This is a genomic window from Acinetobacter sp. YH12249 (assembly GCF_013417475.1).
In the GTDB taxonomy this organism is placed as follows: domain Bacteria; phylum Pseudomonadota; class Gammaproteobacteria; order Pseudomonadales; family Moraxellaceae; genus Acinetobacter.
Genome location: NZ_VPDX01000010.1, coordinates 53,542 through 79,381 on the forward strand (window position 1 = coordinate 53,542; position 25,840 = coordinate 79,381).

The following is a 25,840-nucleotide window of genomic DNA, read 5'->3' on the forward strand; positions in this document are numbered from 1 at the left end:
AAATGAATAAGAGTATTAAAGAATTTATTTTTGGGGATGCTAATACAATGAATCATGTGTTTCGTCAGTTTTCTATGGGGGCTGTCGCGATTGCTGTGATGCAAGCAGCGAGTGCGCAAGTTTCAATGACCAATGTAGTGCCAATGCAAATTCCTGGACAGGGAACTGAAATCCGGGTGATGTTTAATGGCTTGCCACCTCAGCCTCAAGCTTATCAGCTTGAATCTCCATCACGCCTGATTCTGGATTTTAATGAGGCCCAACAAAATCTAAAACAGTCTAGTATTCCAGTCGCAACTGCTGAAGCCAGTTCAGTGGATGTTAGCTCAGATGCACAGCGTTCTCGACTGACGGTGAATCTCGCTAATGCAGGTGCATTTACGACGCGTGTGGAAGGCAATACCTTTATTTTAAAAATTAATTCTGCTACTCCAGTCGCTATTGCTCAGCCTGTACAACAACAGGTCGCTCAGGGGATTACTAATATTGGTTTCCAGCGGGGTGCGCAAGGTGAAGGACTGGTGGTAATTGATCTGGCAGGTCAGAACACACCAGTCGATGTACAGCAGCAGGGAACCAAAGTGATTGTGCGGACTCTGGGCTCCAAGATTCCGGCACATTTGACCCGTCGCTTAAATGTGAATGATTTTGCTACACCAGTTTCGAGTGTAGACGCAGTCAATCAGAATGGCTCAGGTGTAATTACCATTCAATCTGCGGAAAGCTATGAATATATGGCTTTTCAAACTGATAATAAGCTGACGATTAGTTTGAAGCGTCCAGAAGTTAAAGGGCCTTTACGTCCTAAATCAGTCGCTTATACAGGCAAGAAAATTTCCCTCGATTTCCAAGATATTGAAGTCCGTCGAGTTCTACAGTTATTAGCCGATTTTACCGATATCAATATGGTTGCTGCAGATAGCGTACAAGGTAATATTACCTTACGCCTCAAAGAAGTGCCTTGGGATCAGGCTTTAGATATTGTGTTAAAAACTAAAAATCTGGATAAACGCCGTAATGGTAATGTGATCTGGATTGCACCGGTGGCAGAACTAATTAAGGCCGAAGAAGAAGAAGCGAAAGCACTAGCACAGAGTGTTAAGCTTGCACCAATTCAAACTGAATATATGCAGCTCAGTTATGCAAAAGCAGCAGATATTGAAAAACTGATTACTCAAAATAAGAGTGCATCAGGATCAGGGAGCTCGAATAGCACAAGTAACGGTGATGATAGAGAAAGTTTACTAAGTTCACGTGGTTCTATCTCTATTGATGCTCGTACCAATACCATTATTGTGAATGATACCCAGCCTTTCATTGATAAAATTCGCAATATGGTGGATCTGCTTGATGTCCAAGTGAAGCAGGTCATGGTTGAGGCGCGTATCGTTCGTGCAACCACTGACTTTACCAAAGAAATGGGAGTGAAGTGGGGAATCCTATCTCAAGGGATTACCAATAATAATCACCTTCTTGTTGGTGGTAGTGATACGACTCTTTGGGATCTCCGAGAGCCAGAAGTAAATGAGTTAGGTGGATTTACCTATGATATTCAGCGTCCGGATAACCTAAATGTAGATTTAGGGGTAACCAGTCAAGGTGCAAGCCGTATTGCTTTTGGCTTAATTAGCCTTTCTGATTTTATGCTGGATCTTGAACTTTCTGCGCTACAGGCAGATGGTTATGGTGAAGTGATTTCTACGCCAAAAGTGCTCACTGCTGACAAACAAAAAGCAACCGTTGCCTCCGGTTCGCAAATTCCATATCAGTCTGCAGAAGGTGGTGGTGCTAATGCAGTGTCGACTACATCATTTATTGATGCAACTTTAAGTCTGGACGTTACACCAAGTATTACTCCAGATGGTAAGGTGCAGATGGAATTGAATATTACCAGTGACTCACCAGGAAATCCGACCCCAACTGGACAGTTAACCATTAATAAAAACCAGATTAATACTAATGTGCTGGTTGATAATGGTGAAACAGTAGTGTTAGGGGGTATTTTTGAGCAAGAAACTCGAAATGCACAAACTAAAGTTCCTTTCTTGGGCGATTTACCTTATTTAGGTCGTTTATTCCGTAAAGATGTAAAAGCGGATAACAAGCGTGAGTTACTGATTTTTGTTACACCTCGAATTGTTAATGACAGTGTTTCAAGAAATCATTAATATATTTTGAATTTAACAAAATGAATAGGTGACTCCTTGCCAAGCAAAGAGTTTGAAACCCTGCCAAATATCTATTTGGTAGGGCCGATGGGGGCCGGTAAAACAACAGTAGGACGACATTTAGCAGAACTGTTAGGACGAGAATTTCTGGACAGCGATCATGAAATTGAGCGGAAAACAGGGGCTACGATTCCCTGGATCTTCGAAAAAGAGGGTGAAAAGGGTTTTCGTCATCGTGAAACTGTTGTCATTGATGAGTTAACCTCACGACCACAGCTGGTACTTGCGACTGGTGGTGGCGCAATTACTCAGGCTCCTAATCGAGATTATTTAAAGCAGCGAGGCATCGTTGTTTATCTTTATACTCCAGTTGAAATTCAGCTTCAGCGAACCTATCGCGACAAAAACCGCCCCTTGTTACAAGTCGAAAATCCTGAACAGAAACTCAGAGATCTGCTTGCAGTGCGGGATCCGTTATACCGGGAAGTCGCACATTACATTATTGAGACCAATCAGGGAGCTGCACGAGATCTGGCGCAGCGTATTCTGAATCTCATCCTTCCAAAAAAATAAGTTCAGTTGAAAAAGTGGTTATCCTCTCATGAAAACCTTATATGTCGAACTCGGTGAACGTCGTTATCCCATTTTTATTGGCAGTAACTTGAATCCTCAGGAATTGCTTGAGCCTTATATTCATGGCAAACAGGTGATGGTTGTCAGTAATGATACGGTGGCACCACTCTATCTGGATCGCTATAAGGCTGCATTGGAAAATTTGGGTAAAACTGTGGCGACCTGTATTTTGCCGGATGGTGAGAAATACAAAAATATTGAGCATCTAAACCTAATTTTTGATGCATTGCTTGAGGCAGGCTTTAACCGAGACAGTACGGTTCTGGCACTCGGTGGTGGTGTTATTGGAGATATGGCCGGCTTTGCTTCTGCCTGTTTCCAGCGTGGAGTATATTTTATTCAGGTGCCAACGACGTTACTCTCTCAAGTGGATTCCAGTGTGGGGGGTAAAACCGGCATTAATCATCCACTGGGTAAAAATATGATTGGTGCTTTCCAGCAGCCACAAGTGGTGCTGGCAGATATGTCACAACTTGCAACTTTGCCGGATCGTGAGCTATCTGCCGGTTTGGCTGAAGTGATTAAATATGCTTTGCTCGGAGATGAAGAGTTTCTGGTCTGGCTAGAAGCCAATATGGTAGGTCTTATTGCCCGTGATGAGCAATTGCTGGCCGAAGCGGTTTATCGTTCTTGTGCGCATAAAGCCCGTATTGTAGCGAATGATGAAAAAGAGCAGGGTGAGCGTGCTTTACTTAATCTCGGTCATACATTTGGTCATGCGATCGAGTCTTATCTGGGCTACGGTGAATGGCTGCATGGAGAAGCGGTAGCAACCGGTATGGTGATGGCAGCAGATTTATCCCATCGCATGGGTTGGATTTCATTAGAAGACCTTGAGCGTACAAAAAAAATCATTTCTCGTGCGCAATTACCTATTGTTTGTCCTAAAATCCCACTTGACGATTTCCTGGCTTATATGGCTCACGACAAGAAAGTTTTAAATGGGCAGCTTCGTCTTGTATTATTGCAGCAACTTGGAAAAGCGGTCATTACTCGAGACTTTGATGTCGAGTTGATGCAACAGGCGATTTTAGCTCATCAGGCATAGGTTTAAATTTTTATGACAGCATTACGTACCCCTTGGCAAAAGATTCAGCATTATTTCTGGCTGGTCTGTGGCGTATGCTGTCTATTTGCTGCCTTGGTTTTTTGGGCTATTACCGATACAGATGAAGTTGTAGAAGTAGAGAAGAAGCCGGAAACGGAAGTTGAATTACAGATTCAACCAGAAAAAGTGGCCTCAATGACCCATCTTGGTGCACTTTCTGATGAGGTTAAGCCTCTTGCTCTCAATACTCGGCTTGTTGTCAATGTTAGTCATGAGCCTGAATTCCGCGGAACCAAATATATTGGTGAAGTAAAGAAACAGCATGCGATTGAGCTATTTCGTGTAGGTAATGAAGCCATTCTAAAAACCTTCCTGAAAAAGCAGCAGGATCGTAAGCCTTTTGTTTATTTAAGGCTTTCGGGTGAGAACCAGCCTGAACAATATGTATTGTTATATGGTCTGTATAAAACCGCAGCAGAAGCTCAACAGGCTTTATCAGCGCTCAATCTGAATCTGCCTAAATCCGTCCAGCCTAAAGTTGTGGCCATGCAACAATATGCCAGTCTAGTCAACAGTATGGGTTCGGAAGAACTGGCAAGTAATCAAAAACTTTATGAAATTCAGTTGAAAAATGTACCTTTACCGAAAGTCGATGAATCCGTACAGATAAGACCGAAAGCTCAACCTTCAGCACCTGTGGTCACCCCTAAAGAAAGCACCACGAGTACCACGATTGTTCGACGTGATCAGGAAGGTAATGTAGTAGATGTACAGAAATCTCAAAGTCATGTCGAAGGAAGTCCACGCTCATCAAATGGCAATTCTCGACCTCAAGAAAACGAGATTAGTGATCCATTTAACTAGGCCGGTCTAAAATAGCGCACGGACACTTTATCTTTATTATAAATGTGCGCTTTTGGTGCAAAAAATACGCACCATAAATAATCATAATTTTCCTTTTGTAGGCTAAATCTTTGTCATTTGTGTTGTTTTGATTTTTGCTCCTTAAGTTGGCATGAAATTTGCTTTATTGGTGCATGAATTGAATTAATCTCCCTGTTTTGGCGCGAAAATGATTCGATGAATAGGCGTAATTGTCATCTTTGTTGCTTATTTTTATCTTATCCATCAGCAAAATGAATGTTATTTTTCATGCATTCCGTCTGAAAAAGGATTATGTTGAAAAGATACTCAATGATATTTTGCTCTATAAAGCTGCTTAGCTTGCCGAGTAAATCAGACAGTCACGCACAGCAGAATTTAGATTGTTTAATAGCCTATCGGGCTTAGTGAAAAGAAGGGTACGCTATGCACATGCCATCGCCTAATAATGTAGCTCCCGCTCAAGGTTTATACCAACCGGATGAGTTTAAAGATAACTGTGGTTTCGGTTTGATCGCCCATATGCAGGGTGATGCCAGTCATGATCTGGTCAAGACCGCAATTCATAGTCTAAGTTGTATGACCCACCGTGGCGGTATTGCTGCTGATGGCAAGACCGGTGATGGTTGTGGTCTATTGCTGGCAATGCCTAAAGAATTCTTCCGTGAAGAGGCCAAACGCTTAAGTGACATTACCTTAAGTGAGATTTTTGCTGTGGGTACAGTATTCCTGAATCTGGATCCAGCATTAGCCGCACATGCAAAACAAGTCCTGACGAAAGAAATTGAAGAAGAAGGCTGTCGCGTTATCGCATGGCGTGTTGTACCGACGAATAATGATGCGCTCGGTGAGATTGCAATGCAGTCTTTGCCGGCTTTTGAGCAGGTCATCGTGAACTGCCCAATCGGTGTGACTGAAGTTGAATTCAACCGTAAATTGTTCCTTGCGCGTCGTCGTGCTGAACAGCAGTTAACCAGTGATCCATACTTCTATGTGACGACCTTATGCTCAACTGTAATCAGCTATAAAGGTCTGATGATGCCAGCAGCTATTGCTGACTTCTATACTGACTTGGCTGATGAGCGTCTGGCATCACATATCGTGGTCTTCCACCAACGTTTCTCTACCAATACATTGCCACGCTGGCCATTGGCTCAGCCATTCCGTTACCTGGCACATAATGGTGAGATCAATACCATTACGGCTAACCGTAACTGGGCAATGGCGCGTACGCCTAAATTTGAAAACCCGTTACTGCCAGGTCTGACTGAGCTGAGTCCAATCGTAAACCGTACTGGTTCAGATTCATCTAGTCTGGATAATATGCTGGAAATCCTCGTGGGTGGTGGTATGGATTTGTTCCGTGCGCTACGTATGCTGGTTCCACCTGCTTGGCAGAACGTTGAAACGCTTGATGCTGATTTACGTGCATTCTATGAGTTCAACTCTAAACATATGGAAGCATGGGATGGCCCTGCTGGTTTAGTTATCCAAGACGGTCGTCATGCGATCTGTATGCTGGATCGTAACGGCTTGCGTCCGGCACGTTGGGTCATCACTAAAAATGACTACATCACACTGGCGTCAGAAATCGGTGTATGGGGTTATGAACCTGAAGATGTCATTTCTAAAGGACGTGTGGGTCCTGGCCAAATGCTGGTGATCGATACTTATACCGGTAAAGTATTAGATACTCAGGATGTGAATAATCACCTGAAACGTATGCGTCCGTACCGTGAATGGTTACGCGAAAATGCTGTACGTCTACAAGGTAGCCCTGAGCTGGAAGAATATCTATGTGAGCGAGGCTTGAAAGGTGACAACCTGAAAGCGGCACAGAAAATGTTCATGGTGACTTTCGAGGAACGTGACCAGTTACTGCGTCCAATCGCTGAAAGCGGTCAGGAAGCTGTGGGTTCTATGGGTGATGATACCCCGATGGCGGTTCTGTCACGTCAGGTACGTCATGTATCAGACTATTTCCGTCAGCAGTTCGCTCAGGTAACGAATCCGCCAATCGATCCATTACGTGAATCGATTGTAATGTCACTAGAAACCTGTTTAGGTCGTGAACAAAACGTTTTCGAACAGGGTCCAGAACATGCAGACCGTCTGATTATTTCAAGTCCGGTCTTGTCTAATTCAAAAATGCATCAGATCCGTACGCTAGGTCGTACAGGTTATGAGATTGCGGATATTGATCTGAACTATGCTGAAACTGAAGGCTTAGAAGCTGCAATTGCTCGTATTTGCGAAGAATCAGCGCAAGCGATTCGTGACGGCAAAACTTTATTGGTACTTTCAGACAAGAAAATCCGTGAAGGTTACTTGCCAGCCAATGCTGTGATGGTCACTGGTGCAGTACATCATCATCTGATCAATACTGGTCTGCGTACTGATGCGAACCTGATTGTTGAAACCGGTTTTGCACGTGATCCACATCAATTTGCCGTTCTGCTTGGCTTTGGTGCGACAGCAATTTATCCATACTTAGCATATGACGTGATCAATGATCTGGTTGCTAAAGGTGAATTGCTGGGTGATCCAGTCTATGCACAAAACAATTTCCGTAAGGGGATTGAAAAAGGCCTGCTGAAAGTCCTGTCTAAGATGGGTATTTCAACTGTAGCTTCTTACCGTGGCGGTCAGCTGTTTGAAGCAGTCGGTTTATCCAATGAAGTTGTGAATAAATGCTTCGTAGGTGTTCCGAGCCGTATTCAGGGTGCAACTTTTGCTGATCTTGAAAATGACCAGAAACAACTGGCAGATTTGGCATGGAAAAACCGTAAGCCAATCGATCAGGGCGGTATGCTGAAATTCGTCTTCGGCAAGGAATACCATGCGTTTAACCCGGACGTGATTAACTCACTGCATAAAGCAGTACGTTCTGGTAATTATGCTGACTTTAAAGAATATGCAGAACTGGTAAATAACCGTCCGATTGCAACCATCCGTGATTTATTCAAGCTGAAAACTGACAACTCAATTCCAGTGGATCAGGTTGAGTCTGTAGAAGATATCTTGCCTCGCTTTGACTCTGCGGGTATGTCTTTGGGTGCATTGTCTCCTGAAGCACACGAAGCCATTGCGATTGCCATGAACACCATCGGTGGTCGTTCTAACTCTGGTGAGGGCGGTGAAGATCCAGCGCGTTATGGCACCATCCGCAACTCGAAAATCAAACAAATTGCATCGGGCCGTTTTGGTGTGACTCCTGCTTACTTAACTTCAGCAGAAGTGTTGCAGATTAAAGTGGCTCAAGGCGCGAAACCGGGTGAAGGTGGTCAGTTACCTGGTGGTAAAGTGAATGGCTTGATTGCTCGTTTACGTTATTCAGTTCCGGGTGTTACCCTGATTTCACCACCACCACACCATGATATCTATTCGATCGAAGATTTATCACAGTTGATCTTTGACTTGAAACAGGTTAATCCGCAAGCGATGGTATCGGTGAAACTGGTATCTGAACCGGGTGTAGGTACGATTGCAGCAGGTGTTGCGAAAGCGTATGCCGATTTTATTACCATTTCTGGTTATGACGGCGGTACAGCAGCATCTCCATTGTCTTCGATTCACCATGCGGGTTCTCCATGGGAATTAGGTTTAAGTGAAGCGCATCAAGCACTTCGTGTAAACGACCTGCGTGGCAAAGTACGCGTTCAGACTGATGGTGGTTTAAAAACTGGTCTTGACGTGGTAAAAGCAGCGATCTTGGGTGCAGAAAGCTTTGGCTTCGGTTCGACTCCAATGATTGCCTTAGGTTGTAAATACCTGCGTATCTGTCATTTGAATAACTGTGCAACTGGTGTTGCGACTCAGCAGGATCATCTGCGCCAAGAGCACTACATCGGCGAACCACAAATGCTGATCAATTTCTTCACTTTCATTGCTGAAGAAACACGTGAATGGTTGGCGGCACTTGGCGTATCTAGCCTGAAAGACCTGATTGGTCGTACCGACTTGCTGGAAATCTTGCCAGGTGAAACTGACAAACATGCTCACCTTGACCTGAGCAAACTGCTAGAGTCACATCCAGCAGCAGAAGGTAAAGCACAGTACTGTGAAGTTCAGGGTAATGAACCGTTCGATAAAGGTATTTTGGCTGAGAAGATGGTAGAAGAAATTTTGCCAGCGATCGAAGCAGGTACAGGTGGTGAATACAGCTTTACAGTAGGTAACTGTGACCGTTCAATTGGTGCACGTCTGTCAGGTGAAATTGCCAAACGTTATGGCAACCTGAGTATGGAAGCCCATCCAGTCAAAGTAAATCTGACTGGTACAGCGGGTCAGTCACTCGGTGTCTGGAATGCCGGTGGTCTGCATCTGAAACTGGAAGGTGATGCGAACGACTACGTGGGTAAAGGTATGGCAGGTGGCCGTATCTCGATTTTCCCACCGAAAGGTTCGCCATTCCAGACTCAAAATACTGCAATTATTGGTAACACCTGTCTGTATGGTGCGACTGGTGGTAAATTGTTTGCAGCAGGTACAGCGGGTGAGCGTTTCGCGGTACGTAACTCAGGAGCCTTCGCCGTGATTGAGGGTGCAGGCGATCACTGCTGTGAATATATGACTGGCGGTATTGTGACTGTTCTAGGTAAAGTAGGCCATAACTTCGGTGCAGGTATGACTGGCGGTTTTGCTTATGTGCTTGATCTGGACAATGACTTCGTTGACCATTATAACCACGAGTTGATTGAACTGAACCGTATCTCAACTGAAGCGATGGAAGAACATCAGACCTTCTTGCTTCGCATTTTAGATGAACATATTGCAGAAACAGGTAGTGCTTGGGCGTACAAGATCCGCCATGAGTTTGATTTCTATAGTCGTAAGTTCTGGCTGGTAAAACCAAAAGCAGCTAACTTATTGACCTTGTTGAAAACAACTCAAGCTGATCCACAATAATTCCACTACTGCAGATATAGGCAGACCTAAGGTAATGCGAATAAAGCCTTGGGTCTACCTACGGAGAGAGAGATGGCAGAGCGCCTAAATAATGACTTTCAATTCCTGGATGTCGCACGCCAAGATCCAGAGAAAAAAGAGATTGACGTCCGCAAAGCAGAATTTGTGGAAATTTATAAACCTTTCACAACAGAAGTGGCTGCAAATCAGTCACATCGTTGTCTAGGTTGTGGTAACCCGTACTGTGAATGGAAATGTCCGGTTCATAACTACATTCCAAACTGGTTGAAGTTACTGGCAGAAGGCCGTATTTTCCAGGCAGCAGAACTGTGTCACCAAACCAATACTTTGCCAGAAGTCTGTGGTCGTGTTTGTCCTCAAGACCGTCTGTGTGAAGGTGCTTGTACCTTGAATGATGGTTTTGGTGCAGTCACCATTGGTAATGCCGAGAAATATATTAATGACACCGCTTTCGCTTTAGGCTGGCGTCCAGACATGTCTCATGTGAAATGGACTGACAAGAAGGTTGCTATCATTGGAGCAGGTCCTGCCGGTCTAGGCTGTGCTGATATTCTGGTACGTAATGGTGTTAAACCTGTTGTATTTGATAAACGTCCTGAAATTGGTGGTCTGCTGACTTTCGGTATCCCAGAATTCAAGATGGAAAAAGACGTGATGAAACGCCGTCGTGAAATCTTCACGGGTATGGGTGTTGAATTCCGTCTGAATACTGAAATTGGTACAGATGTCACCATTGACCAGTTACTTGCTGACTATGATGCTGTCTTTATGGGTATGGGAACATACACTTATATGAAAGGTGGCTTTGCTGGTGAAGATCTGGATGGTGTATATGATGCACTGGATTTCCTGATTGCTAACGTGAACCGTTGCCAGGGGTGGGAAAAAGATCCATCCGAATACATCAGCGTTGAAGGCAAAAAAGTGATTGTCTTGGGTGGTGGTGATACCGCGATGGACTGTAACCGTACTTCAATCCGTCAAGGTGCTGAGTCAGTGGTTTGTGCTTATCGTCGTGATGAAGCGAACATGCCGGGTTCACGTCGTGAAGTAAAAAATGCGCGTGAAGAAGGTGTGGAATTCCAGTTCAACCGTCAACCTATCGAAATCGTGGGTGAAAATGGCAAAGTGACTGGCGTAAAAGTGGTAACGACTCAACTGGGTGAACCAGACAGCCGTGGACGCCGTAGCCCAGAACCAATTCCAGGTTCAGAAGAAATTCTGCCTGCAGATGCGGTATTGTTGGCATTTGGTTTCCGTACCAGCCCAGCAGACTGGTTCACTGATGTAGAAATCAATCTGGATGGTTCAGGTCGCGTACTTGCAGCTGAACAACAGCAATATAAATTCCAGACTTCAAATCCAAAAATCTTTGCTGGTGGCGACATGGTCCGTGGTTCTGACCTAGTCGTGACTGCGATCTGGGAAGGTCGTCAGGCTGCAGAAGGTATTCTGGATTATCTTGATATTTAATCTAATTTAATCATCTATTTAAAAAAAACCCGCTACGGCGGGTTTTTTTATTTTTCTTTGTTTTGAATATTTGGTTAGCTTAATCCTATGAGCTTATAAAATATGAATTTGAACTTATAAATATATCCAATATTAATTCCTAGCTCTGAAGCAGAACAGAAGGAATAAAAACGATAAAAGTAAAAAATTATAAAAATTAACAAAAACCAGGAAAAATATGTTTAAAATCAAATTAATTAAATAAATATCAATAAAGAATTGAGGAGAAAAGATGATTCCTGTATTAAAAAAATCTTTCATTGCTCTGATGTTAGCCAGTACCCTGACGCTTACAGGTTGTGGCTATAACACCTTACAAGTCAAGGATGAGGCAGTAACTGCGGCATGGTCTGAAGTGCAGAACCAGTATCAGCGCCGTGCTGACTTGGTGCCGAATCTGGTGAATGTGGTAAAAGGCTATGCAGCGCATGAAGAGCAGGTATTGACTGAGGTGACTCAGGCACGCGCCAATGTTGCAGGTTTGAAAGTTGATCGTGAAGTGCTGGAAGATCCTGAATTGTTCCAGCGTTATCAGGAGGCACAGGCACAAATGACCAGTGCCTTGTCACGTCTACTGGCAGTAACTGAAAATTATCCTGACCTGAAAGCCAACGAGCAGTTCCGCGATCTGCAGGTACAACTTGAAGGTACGGAAAACCGTATTGCAGTAGCACGTAACCGCTATATTACCACTGTACAAGATTTCAACTCTTATGCACGTCAGTTCCCGCAGGTAATGACGGCCAAAGTCATTGGGATGGATACCAAGCCAAACTTTAGTGCAGAACAGAGTGCCCAACAGGCACCTAAGGTTTCATTTGATTAAGCTTGATCTTGGGTAATCTGCTAATAAGGTGGCTGTAATGATGCATACGAGCGCTGTAAAACTTTGTACAGGTATATTTCTCAGCCTCATTATGAGCCTGATGAATCCTGCCTGGAGTGAAACAGCAACAGCAACTGATACAGAAGAAGTGATTGTTGCACGTGAAATTTTGCAGCCTAAAACGAATACTACGGATCAAAATGTAGAATCTGCAGATACAGCACCGCAGCGCCAAATTGCCAATGATATGGCAGAAGGTCAGGTTCAGCGCGACTTGCCCACCATGAATGAGCCGGTGATTGATCAGGCAAATTTATTAACGGCAGCAGAAAAACAGCAACTTAGTCAACGAATCATCAATCTTTATCAGGCAGGTAAGGCTCAGATCGGCGTGGTGATTGTACCTACCACGGGCCAGGAAGATATTTTTGACTATTCCATGCGTGTGGCAGATCGCTGGCAACTAGGATCAAAAGAACATGATAATGGTCTGTTAATGACCATTGCGGTAAATGACCGTCGTATTCAGATTTTAACTGGATATGGGCTAGAAGGTGTTCTGCCGGATATTGTAGCTGGAAGAATTATTAATAACAAAATTACACCTTTGTTTAAGCAGGGTCAGTATGCGCAAGGGATTGATGCTGGTCTGGCAGAAATTGAGCGTATTTTAAATCTGGATCCTGAAATTGCAGCTCAAGCAGCAGCTGAGCTTAAAGAGCGTCAGGAGCAGGCATATCAAGCGCAGCAAGCTTCTCAAGCGACTTTTGGTTCGGTTATTTTTATTATCGTCGCTGGTGTTATTGGTTCCATGATCTTTGGCAGAAAGCTGAGTGCGGCTACTGCCGCAGTGGCTGGAACTGCAGCTGGATTAGTGAATGGAATGGGATTGGTCGCTAGCCTATTAATTGGTGCTGGAGTTTTCTTTTTGCTCGTGACCTCACTTGCTCAGTTGATCCTGCATGCTTTTATGGCAGGAGGAGGTCGTGGCGGTGGTAGTGGACGTGGTGGTTTTGGAGGCGGCGGCTTCGGTGGAGGCGGCGGTGGTTTTGGTGGGGGAGGAGCATCAGGCTCATGGTAACAACTACAGATACAACAAATATTATCACGCAACCTAAGCTGGAAGAACATGCTCAACCAAGTTTTAAGCGCTGGCTTAAGCACTTCTTTTATATGCCTGCAACTAAGCGGTTTTTCTCTAAGCAAGACCAGCACGCGATTGCATTAGCTGTAGAAGAAGCAGAGCATGGGCATGTGGGAGAAATTCAGGTGGTGATTGAAGGATCTCTACCTTCTCGTTCTGCTTATTATCAAGATACGCTGTGTCGTGCCCGACAACTTTTTGCTGAATTGGGTGTATGGGATACAGAGCATAATAGTGGCGTGCTTTTATATTTAAACCTCTGTGATCATAAAGTGGAAATTGTGATTGACCGGGGAATTAAGCAGGCAACTACACAAGAAGTATGGAATCAGATTTGTGAAAATATTATTCAGCAGTTGAAGCAACAGAAGTATAAGAATGGGGTGATTTTGGGTGTTAAACAGATTGGGCAAATTTTAAATCAATACTATGATCAAAAAATGGATGATTTAAAGAATGAATTGGGAAATAACCCCATCATTTTGGGGTAACTTTAGTTAAATAACTGACAATTTTTGTCAGTTATATACACAAAATGAAACCCAAAAACAACAAATTGAAAAATATTTTTTTAAACTACTGTTTTTTCTTTCAAAATTATTATAATAAAAGTTGGCACGTTTAGTGCTAAATATAAAATAGCTTACAAAGCTTATAATTAAATTAACAAACATTTGTGGAGAATGTTTATGAAGACGATGCAAAAAGGTTTTACCCTGATTGAATTAATGATCGTTGTAGCGATCATTGGTATTTTGGCTGCGATTGCGATTCCGCAATACCAAAACTATGTAACCAAGTCTCAAGTAACTCGTGTAGTGGGTGAGTTGGGTAACCTTCGTACTTTAGTTGACTTGTGTTTGACTGATAGTAGTGAGTGTTCATTTAATGTACCTGGCTCAAGTCTTCTAGGTGCTGAGGCTACTCCAGGTGCGTTACCAACGGGAGGTGCAACTGTTGATGGTGGTAAGCAACCTACTTTAGGTGGTACTGTAGCTACTGGAGCGGTATGGATTTCTGGTAAGTTTGGCAATAACGCTAGTTCGACTATTCGTGGTAAGAGTATTGAATGGCAGCGTGCTGCTTCTGAAGCCGGCGGTTCATGGGCTTGTGTTACAGATATTGCAGCAGATAGTAAGTTCTTACCTACTGGCTGTAAAACTGGTACATTAAAAAATGGTGGTTAATAAAGTGTAACTTTATTAGTAAAGAACCTCCCTTTATGGGAGGTTCTTTGTTTAAAAGAGAAAAGTATGCGTCGTGAACTTAAATTATCAGAATTAATAATTGTTATTTTTTTATTTTTTTTGGCAGGTGTTGGTGTTTATTATTATGTGAATACACTTGAGCGCAATAAGCTACGTTTGCAGTTGTATCCTTTGCAGGCAAAAATAGAACAACATGCTTTGCAATGTAGTGAAAATAGTCCAACTTGGTTGGCGCAACTTTTAAAACAGACCACTTTGTCACACCGTGCGCCCAATACCCAAGTCGCTTATCTTTCTCCACAGGGGCAATTATTTCATTGCGAAAGTGGATATTTGGGACTGCCACTTTTCTCTGCCAAAGTAAATGAAAATACACGCTTTCGTTATGCAAGTGTGTCCAAATTATGGACAAGTGATGTAGTTTTAGATTTGATTAAACAAAATAAAATTCAGCTAGATACACCTCTATTAAAACTACTACCCAACATACCTAAACCTGAAGATGCTCGTATTGAACAAATCACGGTAGGCGATTTGTTACTACATCGTGCAGGTTTTAATCGTACAGGTTTAATGGGGGATGAAATGTTTAGATCTGGACAAACACCATTTTGTCCATCATCTTTGCAGGGACTGGCTCAAACACAACTTTCATTTGACCCAAACACGACCTATAGTTATTCAAATTTGGGTTATTGTTTGTTGGGGGAAGTTGTTGCAGCACAAACCCAAACGAGCTTCCAAAGTGGAATCGAAAAAAAATATGCTTTGGCAGAAAATGGTATCCAATTCTTGGACAATCAGCGTAAAGAAGATGAGGCGAAATACCTGTACGTTGAAACATCTTTAACAGGTTATGGCAATATTTATACAGCTTTTGATTTTCCTGCTTTAGCATCTTCGGCTGGATTGTCTGGAAGTGCTAGTGCATTGGCTTTACAAGTGGCAAAAATGATTCAAAAACCGCAACCGAATATTTTGAGTCAACCAAAATTGGCTTGTGACATCACAAAACTAAGAGATTGTTACGGCTATGCTATGTTTCCTTATCAACAAGATGCAAATAGTTTAAAAGTATATTTCCGAGACGGAACTTTGCTAGGAGCAAGTTCCTTGGTTGTGGTAGATGATAAAGGTGGTGTTGTGACGTTATTGGCCAGTGGTCAAGCTGCTTTAGGGCAACAACAATATGACAAAACTAAAATGTTAATTTATCAAAACTTAAGGCAGCAGTATCAGTAATTTTTATTTGCATTGTGTTGGAGTAAGATAGTTGGGGATCCCAATTGTTTTACAGTGATATTGTCCTGTAGCGCTGCGTATTAAATATATTTCTGTATTATTTTGTAGTGCAGATTTATTTTTTAAGTGACAACTTAAAACTTTACTTTCATCTGTATTGTTGTTAGGCAGTGCAATGTCAATTTTACATAGGGCTGTTTCTGATTTTATGTTTAAGTCCGCATAAGTTAGAGTTGTGGGTGAACTTTGAGTAATAATAACTTCATAAGCAGGTTTAATTGAAGAAACTTCATAAAGTGCAGTATTCAGTCTGGTTTTTAAGGTAAAAAAGAAATAGCTTGAAATGGCGAGTGCAGATAGAACACCAACGATGGCGATAACAATCATTAATTCAATGAGGGTAAAACCTTTTTGCATATTTAACTCGAAAGGTGATATTTTTAACAAACTATGCAAAAAACATTCCACTTCTAAAATATAATAAAAAACATAATGTTGTGTTCTTTTTAGGGCTTATATCAAAAAAATATAATTAACTGACAAAAAGTGTCAATCCTAAAAAATATTAGGATTATTGATTGGTTGTCGTTAAAATCGAGTTTTCTATTTAATCCATTAAAAAATGAACAATCGCATTAAGTTTTTTCTAAGTCATCTATGTATTTCAGTTTTGGTGGCACTTATTGTAATTTGTGTGGTCTTTGTATTGTGGTATCCATCACCACTCGCAAAAGCTGCAGGCGTGACCCATATTTTTTTAATGTTATTGGTTATAGATGTAATTTTAGGGCCTTTGCTTGGTCTGTTGGTCTATAAAGAAGGCAAAAAAACCTTAAAAATGGATTTAACGGTTATTATTTTAATTCAAATCTCGGCATTAAGTTATGGGCTATATAGTATTGCACAAGCACGCCCTGTGTGGATTGCATTCAATCATGACCGTTTCGAACTGGTGCGTAATAATGAATTAAAAACCGAGAATATTACGCATGCACAACCACAATATCGGCAACCTACATGGTTACAGCCACAATATGTTGCTGTTAAACAAGCAGTAGATCTACAGGAGCAGCAAATTGAGCAAATGAGTGCAATTTTGAATGGAATATCACTAGCTCAATACCCTGAACGTTATATTCCGCTTAATCAAGTCCAAGAGCAGATGAAAATCAAAGCTCATGATCTACCTGAGCTTAATCAATGGAATGCAAAGGTGGCTGTGCAGCAGGTACTTAAGGTGTATCCAGAAGCGAATGCATGGTTACCTTTAGAAACCTATGGTTTAGCTATGGTTATTTTAGTCAATAAGGAAACCGCAGAAGTCATTAAAATCGTCGATCTCCGCCCTTGGAACTAATTTCTTCTAAGCCAACCCAAAAGCAGATTAACCACTAATCTGCTTTTTTGTTTATCATGAGTAAAATTTCTTTTTCTTAAAGTTCACATGAAATTCCTGCTGGTGCTGCTCGCAGCTGTTTTTATCTCCCTCGCTTGGCTCATGCCTGTCCATTACCGCCCATGGGTGACTTATACAGGGGAGCTGTATGCATTCTTGGCACTATTTGCCTTGGCTGCAATTTGCCTAAAAGAAAAGCTAAAATTGCCTGTAGTAAGTTTGCCATTATTACTACTCGCCTGTGTGCCGCTTGTACATTTGTTGGCAGGGCAGGTGTTTTTCTTTAGCACTGCCCTGATGGGCTTTATTTTCGTGTTTAGCTTTTGGCTGGCAAGTGTACTGGGTTATCACCTTTCAACCGGAAACTATAGCCGAGAAGAAACCTTTACTAATCTGAGTTATGTATTCCTTGCTTCCGGAACGATTACTGGTTTAATCGCATTGTGTCAGTGGTCTAATCTGGATTCTGTGCTGCCAGGCATGGTGAATATCAGTGGCAATCAGCGGCCGTATGCTAATTTCGCTCAGCCCAATAATATGGCAACTTTTTTAGTCATGGCATTGATGAGCTGCCTTTACTTATATGAAAAGAAAAAAATTCAGACCAAGTGGCTATTTGCCTGCGCTGCATTAATTGTTATGGGGGTTGCTTTAAGTCAGTCACGTACGGCCTGGGTAGCCGCGATCGCGATTATCCTGTATCTAGGTTTTTATCAATATAAAAGCGTTATTCGCCTGAAATGGGTTTACAGCATTGCTTGGTTCATTTTCTTTATTTTCTGCATTGTGGCTTTTCCATTACTCAGTCAGCTCGCTGCACAAGCGATGAATACGGACGTCGTACAAAGCAGGGATGTGGTATCGCGTGCCACCGGCGATATGTCTCGTTTAGCGATCTGGCAGCAAATGCTAGCGGCAATTCAGGCACAGCCATGGTTTGGATATGGCTGGTATCAGACCAGTGTTGCCTTTGTCTCAATCAGTGATACAGTGCAGGGTCCAGTCTGGATTCGCAGTGCACATAACTTTATTATTGATTTCTTACTATGGAATGGACTGCTTACTGGTCTGCCTTTCTTGGCTTACTTCGGTTATTTAGGTTATCAGCTACAAAGATGGGTGAAAACTCCTGAGTCGGTCATTGGTATATTGATGATTGGAGCTTTTCTTACCCATGCCATGTTTGAGTTTCCTCAGCATTACGCCTATTTCCTTTTACCGGTTGGGTTTATTATTGGTACGGTTCTAGCACAAAATCCAAATATCAAAACCGTGACCTTGCCTTCTATAGCGATGAAACTCATTTTTGGATTTGGGCTGCTGTTATTGATTGCGATCTATCGGGATTATGATGTCGCTGTACCCAAACTTGGCCAAAGTATTCGTTATGAGCAACAGCCTGAAAAAATCACCAATCAACAGCCAATCTATTTGTTAACAGAGTTTAATCATCGTATTGACTGGATTCGTCTTAATCCTTATAGCAAAGCCTCCCCTGAACGGATTCCAGCAGGTGAGCAGATGGTATTAAGTTATCCAACTAAATATAACCTGATCAAATATGCCAAACTCCTGGCTTTTAATGGTTATGAAGAGGAAGCCAAGTATCAGCTGCAACGCTTAAAAGTTATTCAGAAAACCGAACTTAGTTATGAAGAATTGATTCAGGATATGCCAAGATAAATTCCATATAAAAAAGCCAGCAAGAGCTGGCTTTTTTATGGATTCATTTTAGGTTTAGAGCTGGCTTTGAATATAGTTTTCGATACCAATACTTTCGATGAGATCTAGCTGAGTCGTAGTCCAGTCCAGATATTCCTCTTCTTTTTCCAGAATTTCTCGCACTAAATCACGAGTCACATAATCCATCTGTGTTTCTGCCAAAGCTACAGCCTGCTGAATGACTTCAATATTTTCTTTTACTTTGCGTACATCACAATGCAGTACTTCTTGAGTATGCTGGCCAATATATAATTTGCCAAGATGTTGCAGGTTTGGTAAGCCTTCCAGAAATAAAATACGTTCAATGATTTTATCGGCGTGCTTCATCTGGCGGATGGATTCTTTATATTCTGCCGAACCCAGTTTTTCAATGCCCCAGTCATTAAACATGCGTGAATGCAGGAAATACTGGTTAATCGCTGTAAGGTGGTGATACAACACCTGGTTCAGCTGATTAATTACATCACGATTGCCTTTCATTGTATCACTCCATATAGCCTGTTAACCCATTTATCGCTATGGGTTTTTGATTAACTTATCTTAAATCAATCGAGCGAGCAATGGCGAGTAATTTATTGAACTGCAAATGAAAATCGCAATCAAAAAGCTTCAGGTGAAATATAAAGCAATAAAAACCCGCCAGAGTCAGAGGCGGGGGAGGAGTAATGATACGAGACCATTGATTTTATAATTATCGTTATCCGCTTTAGGCAGCAACCGCTAGCCGTGCAGCAATCTGGGAAATTTCATCACTGATGATCATACGGGCTTCAGGAGCACAACGACCACAACACGTCCCTAGATCAAGCATTTCGCGTACATCACGGTAACTTTCGGCGCCATTTGCAATAGCATCTTTAATGTCTTGATCTGTAATGCCACGGCATAGACAAACGTACATAGGATACAACCACAGTGAATAAATAAGATAAGAGATATTATTGATAATTGTTATCGTTTGTCAATAAAAATCATTTGAAAATGCTTTTTATAATGATTGATGATTCAGATAAAAAAATAACACCTGAGCGGAAATCCGAGTGCTACTCGGATTTCTGCGCAAGAGCGATTTATAATTTAGAATTAAATATTGCAGGCTGGAGATTTGGTGATTTTTATAACTTATTGATTTATAACAACGATGCCATCCATCTCAACTAAAGCACCTTTCGGTAAACTTGCAACCCCTAAGGCAGCACGTGCCGGATAAGGTTGAGCAAAGTATTCACCCATAATCTGGTTAACGAGTTGAAAATGAGAAAGGTCGGTCAAGAAGATATTCAACTTTGCGATATCAGCTAATGAGCCACCCGCTGCTTCACAAACCGCTTTCAAGTTATCAAAAACACGGCGAATCTGACCTTCGATGCCTTCAACCAGTTCCATACTATATGGATCCAGACCAATCTGGCCGGATAAATAAAGCGTATCCCCGACTAGAATTGCTTGTGAATAGGTGCCTATGGCAGCTGGGGCATTTTCAGTATGGATCACTTGGCGGGACATCAATTTCTCCTTTTATCATCAACATACATCATATTAGATCAATTCAACTGACAAAAGCATTATCGTTTTAAATGATTAACTGGCTTTAGAGGTTTCAGCAATATTGAGCGGTTGTTCTAAGCGGGTAATACGTGGAAAACCAAAATGCATGCGTAAATCACGAATAATCTTGGCAATCTGTTTACGGTTATGCACCACAATATTTACATAAGTTTTGCCATCATAATTACGCACCATCTCTACACCTGTATGGCCTTTACGACATTGATAAATCAGATCGGAAATCTGTTCATCGTCCATGGCCTGATCAATACAGAGATAGGCAGTAAAGCTGACATCATCCAGATCTTCAGTCGTCCATTGTAGAGGCATAATATTTTCAGGATGCATATGTTGTTCCTGCAATAAATTATGGCAACGGGCACGATGTACAATTAGGCCACGACGAGTCAGATGACCTTGAATTGGATCACCAAGTACCGGGTTGCAGCAATGCGCGTATTTAACATCTACGCCTTCTGTACCTTGAATAAGGCGACCTGAACTATTTGCATTTTGATGCTGGTCATGTGCGAATAAATGGTTGGCAACCAGTTGAGGTAATAAGTCACCTACAGCAATCTGTTCAAATAGTTGCTCTTTAGTCGGGACATGACGCCATTCCAGTACATTTTTCCAGTCAGCTTCGGTCAGATCACGAATAGAACACTGAAAAAGTTTTAAGGCACGGTTAAGGGCTTGTTGACCCACAAGGCGCTGTTCATCAATATCCTGATCGCGCAAAATATTCTGAATGGCACGACGGGCTTTTTGGGTATTAATAAAGCTGAGCCAGTCCGGGTTTGGGGTTGCAAGAACATCAGTGATGACTTCAACCACCTGACCACTCAATAATGGCGTAGAAAGCGGTTTGGTTTCACCATTAATTTTGGCGCCAATAGCATGGTTACCGAGGAACAGGCTGGCGGCATAGGCAAAATCAACAGCAGTCGCACCTTGCGGCAACTCATGCAGATGACCGTGAGGGGTATAAACCCAAATTTTTTCCTGATGCAGATAATCCAGTAATTCGCTGAACGTAGTTTTGGCGCATTCACCATCAACCAGTACGTTCAGATTTTGCATGGATGCTTGAATGGCAGAGCGGCAGGCTTGAGGGGCATTTTCACCAAGTACGACGCCAAAGCGTGCAGCTTTACGCATCAGTTCAGTTTGAATAGTCAGTGACAGGGTGGTCTTTTCGCCTTTTAATCGCATGGTTAATGACTGGTTGCCGCCGGGCAGAGGGCGACGGATATTGTCCTGATAATTTTGAACCGTAAAACTTTCAGTCAGAATATCTGCGAGACGGTCACAATCGGCAATACTCTGTAAGATAATTTCAAATGCGTGGCTATGTGTAAGTTCCTGCAGATCAATATCATTTTTTACAAAATGGCGTAATAGCTCGATATTATTGTTTTTCTTTTTAACCCGGCCTTCAATGGCATATTGCTGTAGTAATTCGTTAAGTTTCTGTTCCCACTTGGCCTGATATTCACAGCGTTTAGGCTTGGTTTCTAAAAGGGCAGCCTGGACATCATTGTACATATCCAGATCCAGATTCTGATAACAAAGATGTTCCAGATTATCAGCCATTTCATTCATGCCGACCAAGCGTGCCATCGGAACAAAAATTTCAAAGGTTTCACGCGCAATACGGGCACGTTTATCCGGGCGTAGCGCTTCCAGCGTAGTCATGTTGTGATAGCGATCTGCCAGTTTCACAATAATGACACGTGGATCCTGTAAAGTTGCTTGCAGGATTTTACGGAAAGAGGCCGCTTTATTATATTCTTTATCGCTGGAGTGGCTGAGTTTGGTGACCCCATCAACCAGCTCTGCAACCGTGCTGCCAAATTTTTCAGTAATGTCATCTTTATTGAAGTCGGTATCTTCAATGACATCATGCAGCAGCGCTGCCATTAAGGTTTCAGTATCCAGACGCATATGGGCCAGAATACAGCTCACCGCGATAGGGTGCAGAATATAAGGTTCACCACTTTTACGGGTAATGCCATCATGGGCAATATCGGCATAATCACAGGCCGCAAGCACACGTTCGACATCGCTTTCACTTAAGTACGCGTCGATGATGATTTTTAACTGTTGCTTAGCTTCACTGACCTGTGGGCCTGGCATAAAACACCTTTAAAACTGGATTTTTTAACAAATAAAACAGAGAAAGCTCGTATGAAATGTATAACATAAAGTGGGTCAGTTTTTTCATATCAACAAGTGAAAAATTTATACTGACTTTAGAGCTAACCCTTATGTTATAACCGTTCTGCGCAAAATATAAAAGTCACAGAACAAAAAAAGCCTAGTTTAAAACTAGGCTTTTTGGAATGGTTTATTCTTATTGGAAAGAAAAACCATCTAAATTTAGATTATTTGCAGAAAGAGCAAGATCTAAACTAGAAGTTTGATAATCTTGATCACGTTGTTTCAAAATATCTTTTGATACATGACCTGCAGCGATTTCACGTAAAGCAACTACAGTCGGTTTGTCATTGTCCCATTCCACAGTTGGTTCAATGCCTTGACGTGCCAATTGACGCGCGCGTTTGCTTGCCACTAGTACAAGCTCAAAGCGGTTGTCTACATGGTCTAAACAATCTTCAACGGTTACGCGTGCCATAAGAATTCTCGTTTTGAATAGTAAATTTCAACAGACTGCACAGTATAAAATGCTTTGTCTGGAGACTCAAGTTTTAATCACTGTTCGCTTGGAGTAATTAGAGCCTGGATCAGTTTTTCATGGCGGGTCGCTTGCTGGGAAAGGACCAGACGATTGGCGATAATCACAGATTCAAGGTCATGTAATGCTTTATTAAAGTCATCATTGATAATGACATAATCAAAGTTGACATACTGCTGCATATCTTCGACTGCACAGCTAAGACGGTGTTCAATCACTTCAACAGAGTCTGTACCACGGTTGGAAAGACGCTGACGCAAATCAAACTGGCTTGGCGGAAGAATGAAAATCTGTTTAGATTCAGGAAAAAGTCGACGAACTTGTTGTGCACCTTGCCAGTCAATTTCAAGTAATACATCATGACCTTTGGCCAGTTGTTCTTTTACAGTCGCTTGTGCTGTGCCGTAATAATTACCAAAGACTTCGGCATATTCAATAAAACCACCTTCCTCGACCAGATTCAAAAAATCTTCTTTAGTCGAGAAATGATAATGTACGCCATCGAGTTCGCCAGGTCGTTGACCGCGTGTCGTATGAGAAACAGAAACATGAAGATTGTTGACGCGTTCAAGTAATGCTTTAACGAGGGATGTTTTGCCCGTTCCAGACGCTGCAGAAACGACAAACAAGAGACCCGACATGATATTTTTCCTGATATGATAAAATATCTTCTCTATTTTAGAGTAGACCGGCTTTAAACTAAATAGTTGTACGTCGATTGTTTTACATTTATTTCAATTGTAGCGCCATAAATTGAGTGAGTATTGAGGATTTCTATGGAAATTGTTTTAGCTAACCCGCGTGGTTTCTGTGCCGGTGTGGATCGTGCCATTGCGATCGTGAACCGTGCCCTAGAATGCTTTAATCCACCTATTTATGTGCGTCATGAAGTAGTCCACAACAAATTCGTAGTTGATGACTTGCGCCAGCGTGGTGCGATCTTTGTCGATGAGCTAGATGAAGTGCCAGATGACAATATCGTGATTTTTAGTGCACATGGGGTGTCTAAGGCTGTGCAGCAGGAAGCCGAACGCCGAGGTTTAAAAGTTTTTGATGCGACCTGTCCATTGGTCACTAAAGTACATATTGAAGTGACTAAATATGCCCGTGAGGGAGTAGAAGCGATTCTGATTGGTCATGAAGGCCACCCAGAAGTTGAAGGCACCATGGGGCAATATGATAAAAATAATGGTGGTGACATTTATCTGGTCGAAGATGAAGAAGATGTTGCTGCTTTAACAGTTCGTAATCCTGAGAAAGTCGCTTTTGTAACACAAACGACTTTGTCGATTGACGATACAGCGAAAGTCATTGATGCGCTTCGCAGAAAATTTCCGAATATTCAAGGCCCGCGTAAAGATGATATTTGCTACGCTACGCAAAACCGTCAGGATGCAGTGCGCGATCTGGCTGAACGTTGTGATGTAGTCTTAGTTGTCGGTTCACCAAACTCATCGAACTCCAACCGTCTGCGTGAACTGGCGGAGCGTATGGGTAAAGCAGCTTATCTGGTTGATAATGCCGATGAACTCAAACAGGAATGGTTTGAAGAGAATGCTCAGATTGGAGTAACCGCCGGAGCCTCTGCACCAGAAATTCTGATTAAACAGGTCATTCAGCGTTTACAGGATTGGGGTGCACAGGCACCCAAAGAACTGGATGGGCGAGAAGAGAATATTACATTTAGTCTACCAAAAGAGTTACGTATTCCTGTAACACAGGCTTAAATTGTTAACTATTTAACAATTTATTTTTTATTAAAAAATAAACAGATAGCTATAATATGACAGTTATCTGTTTTTTTATGCCTTTTATCTACTCTGTGTAGGTTTTGTAAAATTTATAGATATTATTTTTAATAGGGGAAAGTTTTGGAGCTGGGGAAGAGTGTGCAAAAGAATAAAGGTTTTACGTTAATTGAGCTCATGGTGACGATTGCAGTACTAGGGATTATTGCAACAATCGCTGCGCCTTCTTTCAATAGTTTAATTCGCAATCAAAATTTAACAAAAAGTACCCGTGATTTATATGGCTTAATTATGGAAGCACGTGCTCAAGCAGTTTTAGTTCGTCAGGATGTAAAGTTAGAAATTGTAGAAGATCAGGAAAAGTTGATTGGACGTTCTGATGAAATTGCTGCGGATGCTATCTTAAAAAAGCAGAGAGAAAGTAAGCTTTTATATCTTTGGGGGCCAACTGGAAAGTCGATATTGTCGGGGACAGAAACTTCAATTACGTTTGAAATGACTGGAAAAGTGAAGGGTGCAAGTTCAGATACAACAATTGTAATCTGCGATGAAGCAGATGGCGATAAATCAAAAACAATAACAATAACAAAAATGGGTTCACTCCGACCAATTAGCGAGGGAGATTGCTAATGCGCTATACCAAGCATCAATTAGGTGTTGGATTGATGGAAATATTAGTAGCTCTTCTGATTCTCGCATTGGGTGTGTTGGGATTTATTGCTCTGCAATATAGGGCAGTTGAGGCAACTTCTGAAGGGAGCTATCGAGTTCAGGCAATTAATTTATCGCGAGATTTTGCTGAAAGAATTAGGGTAAATCGTGGCGCTTTGGATAATTATGTGGATGAAATAGCAGATGCTGATGCTCAAGCTGAATATAGTAAAAACTGTTCAGCAGAAGAGTGTTCAACAGGTGAAATGGCAGATTATGACGTAGCACAGGTTGTGCAGCGTGCTAACTCGGTAGGGATGACAGTCAACTTGTTAGATTGTCAAGGTAATAGTGATGATCGTAAATGTATCTATGTTGCTTGGGGAAATACAGCAGCAACAGATGGGCAAGAAGATGCAGGAAATTGTACAACAGGGATAGTTTATGATCCGTCATCAACCTGTTTGATTATGGAGGTGTATTAA

At 42.1% G+C, this 25,840-nt stretch carries 23 protein-coding genes; 16 read left to right on the plus strand and 7 right to left on the minus strand.

From position 1 onward, the window contains the following. Positions 1-47 precede the first annotated feature (47 nt). From pilQ to FTV25_RS07735, 11 genes are all read left to right on the plus strand, one after another. Complete coding sequence (pilQ, locus tag FTV25_RS07685) at positions 48-2,168, plus strand: type IV pilus secretin PilQ family protein (protein WP_180002738.1); 2,121 nt, start codon at positions 48-50, stop codon at positions 2,166-2,168. A gap of 36 nt (positions 2,169-2,204) precedes the next feature. Continuing rightward, positions 2,205-2,741 (plus strand): shikimate kinase AroK, encoded by a 537-nt coding sequence (gene aroK / locus FTV25_RS07690; protein ID WP_005233593.1) that lies wholly within the window; start codon positions 2,205-2,207, stop codon positions 2,739-2,741. Between the two features lie 28 nt (positions 2,742-2,769). Beyond that, entirely contained in the window at positions 2,770-3,849 is a 1,080-nt protein-coding gene (aroB, locus tag FTV25_RS07695; protein ID WP_180002737.1) for a 3-dehydroquinate synthase, read from the plus strand. A gap of 12 nt (positions 3,850-3,861) precedes the next feature. Continuing rightward, positions 3,862-4,713: a hypothetical protein gene (locus FTV25_RS07700; protein WP_180002735.1), complete on the plus strand. Its 852-nt coding sequence runs from the start codon at positions 3,862-3,864 to the stop codon at positions 4,711-4,713. A 450-nt stretch (positions 4,714-5,163) separates the two neighbouring features. Beyond that, a complete protein-coding gene (gene gltB, locus FTV25_RS07705; RefSeq protein WP_180002791.1) occupies positions 5,164-9,639 on the plus strand; it encodes a glutamate synthase large subunit in 4,476 nt (1,491 codons plus the stop codon). 72 nt (positions 9,640-9,711) lie between these two features. Further along, positions 9,712-11,133 carry an FAD-dependent oxidoreductase gene (locus FTV25_RS07710; protein ID WP_180002733.1) on the plus strand — a complete coding sequence of 474 codons (1,422 nt, stop codon included), beginning with the start codon at positions 9,712-9,714 and terminating at the stop codon, positions 11,131-11,133. A gap of 271 nt (positions 11,134-11,404) precedes the next feature. Further along, positions 11,405-11,998, plus strand: coding sequence for a LemA family protein (locus tag FTV25_RS07715; RefSeq protein ID WP_004787108.1), 594 nt, complete (start codon positions 11,405-11,407; stop codon positions 11,996-11,998). Positions 11,999-12,035: 37 nt separating this feature from the next. After that, on the plus strand, positions 12,036-13,079 hold the full coding sequence (locus FTV25_RS07720) for a TPM domain-containing protein (protein ID WP_180002731.1): 1,044 nt from the start codon (positions 12,036-12,038) through the stop codon (positions 13,077-13,079). After that, positions 13,073-13,633 carry a TPM domain-containing protein gene (locus FTV25_RS07725; RefSeq protein WP_180002729.1) on the plus strand — a complete coding sequence of 187 codons (561 nt, stop codon included), beginning with the start codon at positions 13,073-13,075 and terminating at the stop codon, positions 13,631-13,633. Before FTV25_RS07720 ends, FTV25_RS07725 begins: the two co-directional genes overlap by 7 nt. Before the next feature lie 207 nt (positions 13,634-13,840). Then, a complete protein-coding gene (locus tag FTV25_RS07730; protein WP_373683624.1) occupies positions 13,841-14,329 on the plus strand; it encodes a pilin in 489 nt (162 codons plus the stop codon). Positions 14,330-14,395: 66 nt separating this feature from the next. Further along, positions 14,396-15,592, plus strand: a complete 1,197-nt coding sequence (locus tag FTV25_RS07735) for a serine hydrolase (RefSeq protein WP_180002727.1) — start codon at positions 14,396-14,398, stop codon at positions 15,590-15,592. Between the two features lie 3 nt (positions 15,593-15,595). On the opposite strand, the gene FTV25_RS07740 is transcribed toward FTV25_RS07735, so the two are convergent. Beyond that, a complete protein-coding gene (locus FTV25_RS07740) occupies positions 15,596-16,009 on the minus strand; it encodes a prepilin-type N-terminal cleavage/methylation domain-containing protein (RefSeq protein WP_180002726.1) in 414 nt (137 codons plus the stop codon). Between the two features lie 205 nt (positions 16,010-16,214). Here FTV25_RS07740 and tfpZ point away from each other — a divergent pair, with 205 nt between their 5' ends. Next, positions 16,215-16,949 carry a TfpX/TfpZ family type IV pilin accessory protein gene (gene tfpZ / locus FTV25_RS07745; protein WP_180002725.1) on the plus strand — a complete coding sequence of 245 codons (735 nt, stop codon included), beginning with the start codon at positions 16,215-16,217 and terminating at the stop codon, positions 16,947-16,949. An 87-nt stretch (positions 16,950-17,036) separates the two neighbouring features. After that, positions 17,037-18,671: a PglL family O-oligosaccharyltransferase gene (locus FTV25_RS07750; protein ID WP_180002724.1), complete on the plus strand. Its 1,635-nt coding sequence runs from the start codon at positions 17,037-17,039 to the stop codon at positions 18,669-18,671. Positions 18,672-18,725: 54 nt separating this feature from the next. Here the strand turns inward: FTV25_RS07750 and bfr are convergent, their stop codons facing one another. From bfr to gmk, 6 genes are all read right to left on the minus strand, one after another. Further along, positions 18,726-19,190, minus strand: coding sequence for a bacterioferritin (gene bfr / locus FTV25_RS07755; RefSeq protein WP_034705394.1), 465 nt, complete (start codon positions 19,188-19,190; stop codon positions 18,726-18,728). Positions 19,191-19,416: 226 nt separating this feature from the next. Beyond that, positions 19,417-19,611 carry a bacterioferritin-associated ferredoxin gene (locus FTV25_RS07760; RefSeq protein WP_004787097.1) on the minus strand — a complete coding sequence of 65 codons (195 nt, stop codon included), beginning with the start codon at positions 19,609-19,611 and terminating at the stop codon, positions 19,417-19,419. A 221-nt stretch (positions 19,612-19,832) separates the two neighbouring features. Beyond that, positions 19,833-20,216, minus strand: coding sequence for a RidA family protein (locus FTV25_RS07765; protein WP_180002723.1), 384 nt, complete (start codon positions 20,214-20,216; stop codon positions 19,833-19,835). 75 nt (positions 20,217-20,291) lie between these two features. Next, positions 20,292-22,397 carry a bifunctional (p)ppGpp synthetase/guanosine-3',5'-bis(diphosphate) 3'-pyrophosphohydrolase gene (locus tag FTV25_RS07770; protein ID WP_004787093.1) on the minus strand — a complete coding sequence of 702 codons (2,106 nt, stop codon included), beginning with the start codon at positions 22,395-22,397 and terminating at the stop codon, positions 20,292-20,294. A 217-nt stretch (positions 22,398-22,614) separates the two neighbouring features. After that, positions 22,615-22,896 carry a DNA-directed RNA polymerase subunit omega gene (gene rpoZ / locus FTV25_RS07775; RefSeq protein ID WP_004650579.1) on the minus strand — a complete coding sequence of 94 codons (282 nt, stop codon included), beginning with the start codon at positions 22,894-22,896 and terminating at the stop codon, positions 22,615-22,617. Positions 22,897-22,973: 77 nt separating this feature from the next. After that, the gene (gene gmk / locus FTV25_RS07780) at positions 22,974-23,597 is read right to left on the minus strand and encodes a guanylate kinase (RefSeq protein ID WP_004787090.1); all 624 of its coding nucleotides are present in this window, start codon (positions 23,595-23,597) and stop codon (positions 22,974-22,976) included. 135 nt (positions 23,598-23,732) lie between these two features. Here gmk and ispH point away from each other — a divergent pair, with 135 nt between their 5' ends. The 3 genes from ispH (at position 23,733) to pilV (ending at position 25,840) form a co-directional block, all read left to right on the plus strand. Then, on the plus strand, positions 23,733-24,683 hold the full coding sequence (ispH, locus tag FTV25_RS07785) for a 4-hydroxy-3-methylbut-2-enyl diphosphate reductase (protein ID WP_180002722.1): 951 nt from the start codon (positions 23,733-23,735) through the stop codon (positions 24,681-24,683). 162 nt (positions 24,684-24,845) lie between these two features. Next, positions 24,846-25,334 carry a GspH/FimT family pseudopilin gene (locus FTV25_RS07790; RefSeq protein ID WP_180002721.1) on the plus strand — a complete coding sequence of 163 codons (489 nt, stop codon included), beginning with the start codon at positions 24,846-24,848 and terminating at the stop codon, positions 25,332-25,334. Continuing rightward, complete coding sequence (gene pilV, locus FTV25_RS07795; protein ID WP_180002720.1) at positions 25,334-25,840, plus strand: type IV pilus modification protein PilV; 507 nt, start codon at positions 25,334-25,336, stop codon at positions 25,838-25,840. The genes FTV25_RS07790 and pilV overlap by 1 nt, the downstream gene beginning before the upstream one ends.

Coding starts and splice junctions, on each gene's coding strand:
- pilQ (WP_180002738.1), top strand. CDS start 48: ATGAATCATGTGTTTCGTCAGTTTTCTATGGGGGCTGTCGCGATTGCT.
- aroB (WP_180002737.1), top strand. CDS start 2,770: ATGAAAACCTTATATGTCGAACTCGGTGAACGTCGTTATCCCATTTTT.
- FTV25_RS07700 (WP_180002735.1), top strand. CDS start 3,862: ATGACAGCATTACGTACCCCTTGGCAAAAGATTCAGCATTATTTCTGG.
- gltB (WP_180002791.1), top strand. CDS start 5,164: ATGCCATCGCCTAATAATGTAGCTCCCGCTCAAGGTTTATACCAACCG.
- FTV25_RS07710 (WP_180002733.1), top strand. CDS start 9,712: ATGGCAGAGCGCCTAAATAATGACTTTCAATTCCTGGATGTCGCACGC.
- FTV25_RS07715 (WP_004787108.1), top strand. CDS start 11,405: ATGATTCCTGTATTAAAAAAATCTTTCATTGCTCTGATGTTAGCCAGT.
- FTV25_RS07720 (WP_180002731.1), top strand. CDS start 12,036: ATGATGCATACGAGCGCTGTAAAACTTTGTACAGGTATATTTCTCAGC.
- FTV25_RS07725 (WP_180002729.1), top strand. CDS start 13,073: ATGGTAACAACTACAGATACAACAAATATTATCACGCAACCTAAGCTG.
- FTV25_RS07730 (WP_373683624.1), top strand. CDS start 13,841: ATGCAAAAAGGTTTTACCCTGATTGAATTAATGATCGTTGTAGCGATC.
- FTV25_RS07735 (WP_180002727.1), top strand. CDS start 14,396: ATGCGTCGTGAACTTAAATTATCAGAATTAATAATTGTTATTTTTTTA.
- FTV25_RS07740 (WP_180002726.1), bottom strand. CDS start 16,009: ATGCAAAAAGGTTTTACCCTCATTGAATTAATGATTGTTATCGCCATC.
- tfpZ (WP_180002725.1), top strand. CDS start 16,215: ATGAACAATCGCATTAAGTTTTTTCTAAGTCATCTATGTATTTCAGTT.
- FTV25_RS07750 (WP_180002724.1), top strand. CDS start 17,037: ATGAAATTCCTGCTGGTGCTGCTCGCAGCTGTTTTTATCTCCCTCGCT.
- bfr (WP_034705394.1), bottom strand. CDS start 19,190: ATGAAAGGCAATCGTGATGTAATTAATCAGCTGAACCAGGTGTTGTAT.
- FTV25_RS07760 (WP_004787097.1), bottom strand. CDS start 19,611: ATGTACGTTTGTCTATGCCGTGGCATTACAGATCAAGACATTAAAGAT.
- FTV25_RS07765 (WP_180002723.1), bottom strand. CDS start 20,216: ATGTCCCGCCAAGTGATCCATACTGAAAATGCCCCAGCTGCCATAGGC.
- FTV25_RS07770 (WP_004787093.1), bottom strand. CDS start 22,397: ATGCCAGGCCCACAGGTCAGTGAAGCTAAGCAACAGTTAAAAATCATC.
- rpoZ (WP_004650579.1), bottom strand. CDS start 22,896: ATGGCACGCGTAACCGTTGAAGATTGTTTAGACCATGTAGACAACCGC.
- gmk (WP_004787090.1), bottom strand. CDS start 23,597: ATGTCGGGTCTCTTGTTTGTCGTTTCTGCAGCGTCTGGAACGGGCAAA.
- ispH (WP_180002722.1), top strand. CDS start 23,733: ATGGAAATTGTTTTAGCTAACCCGCGTGGTTTCTGTGCCGGTGTGGAT.
- pilV (WP_180002720.1), top strand. CDS start 25,334: ATGCGCTATACCAAGCATCAATTAGGTGTTGGATTGATGGAAATATTA.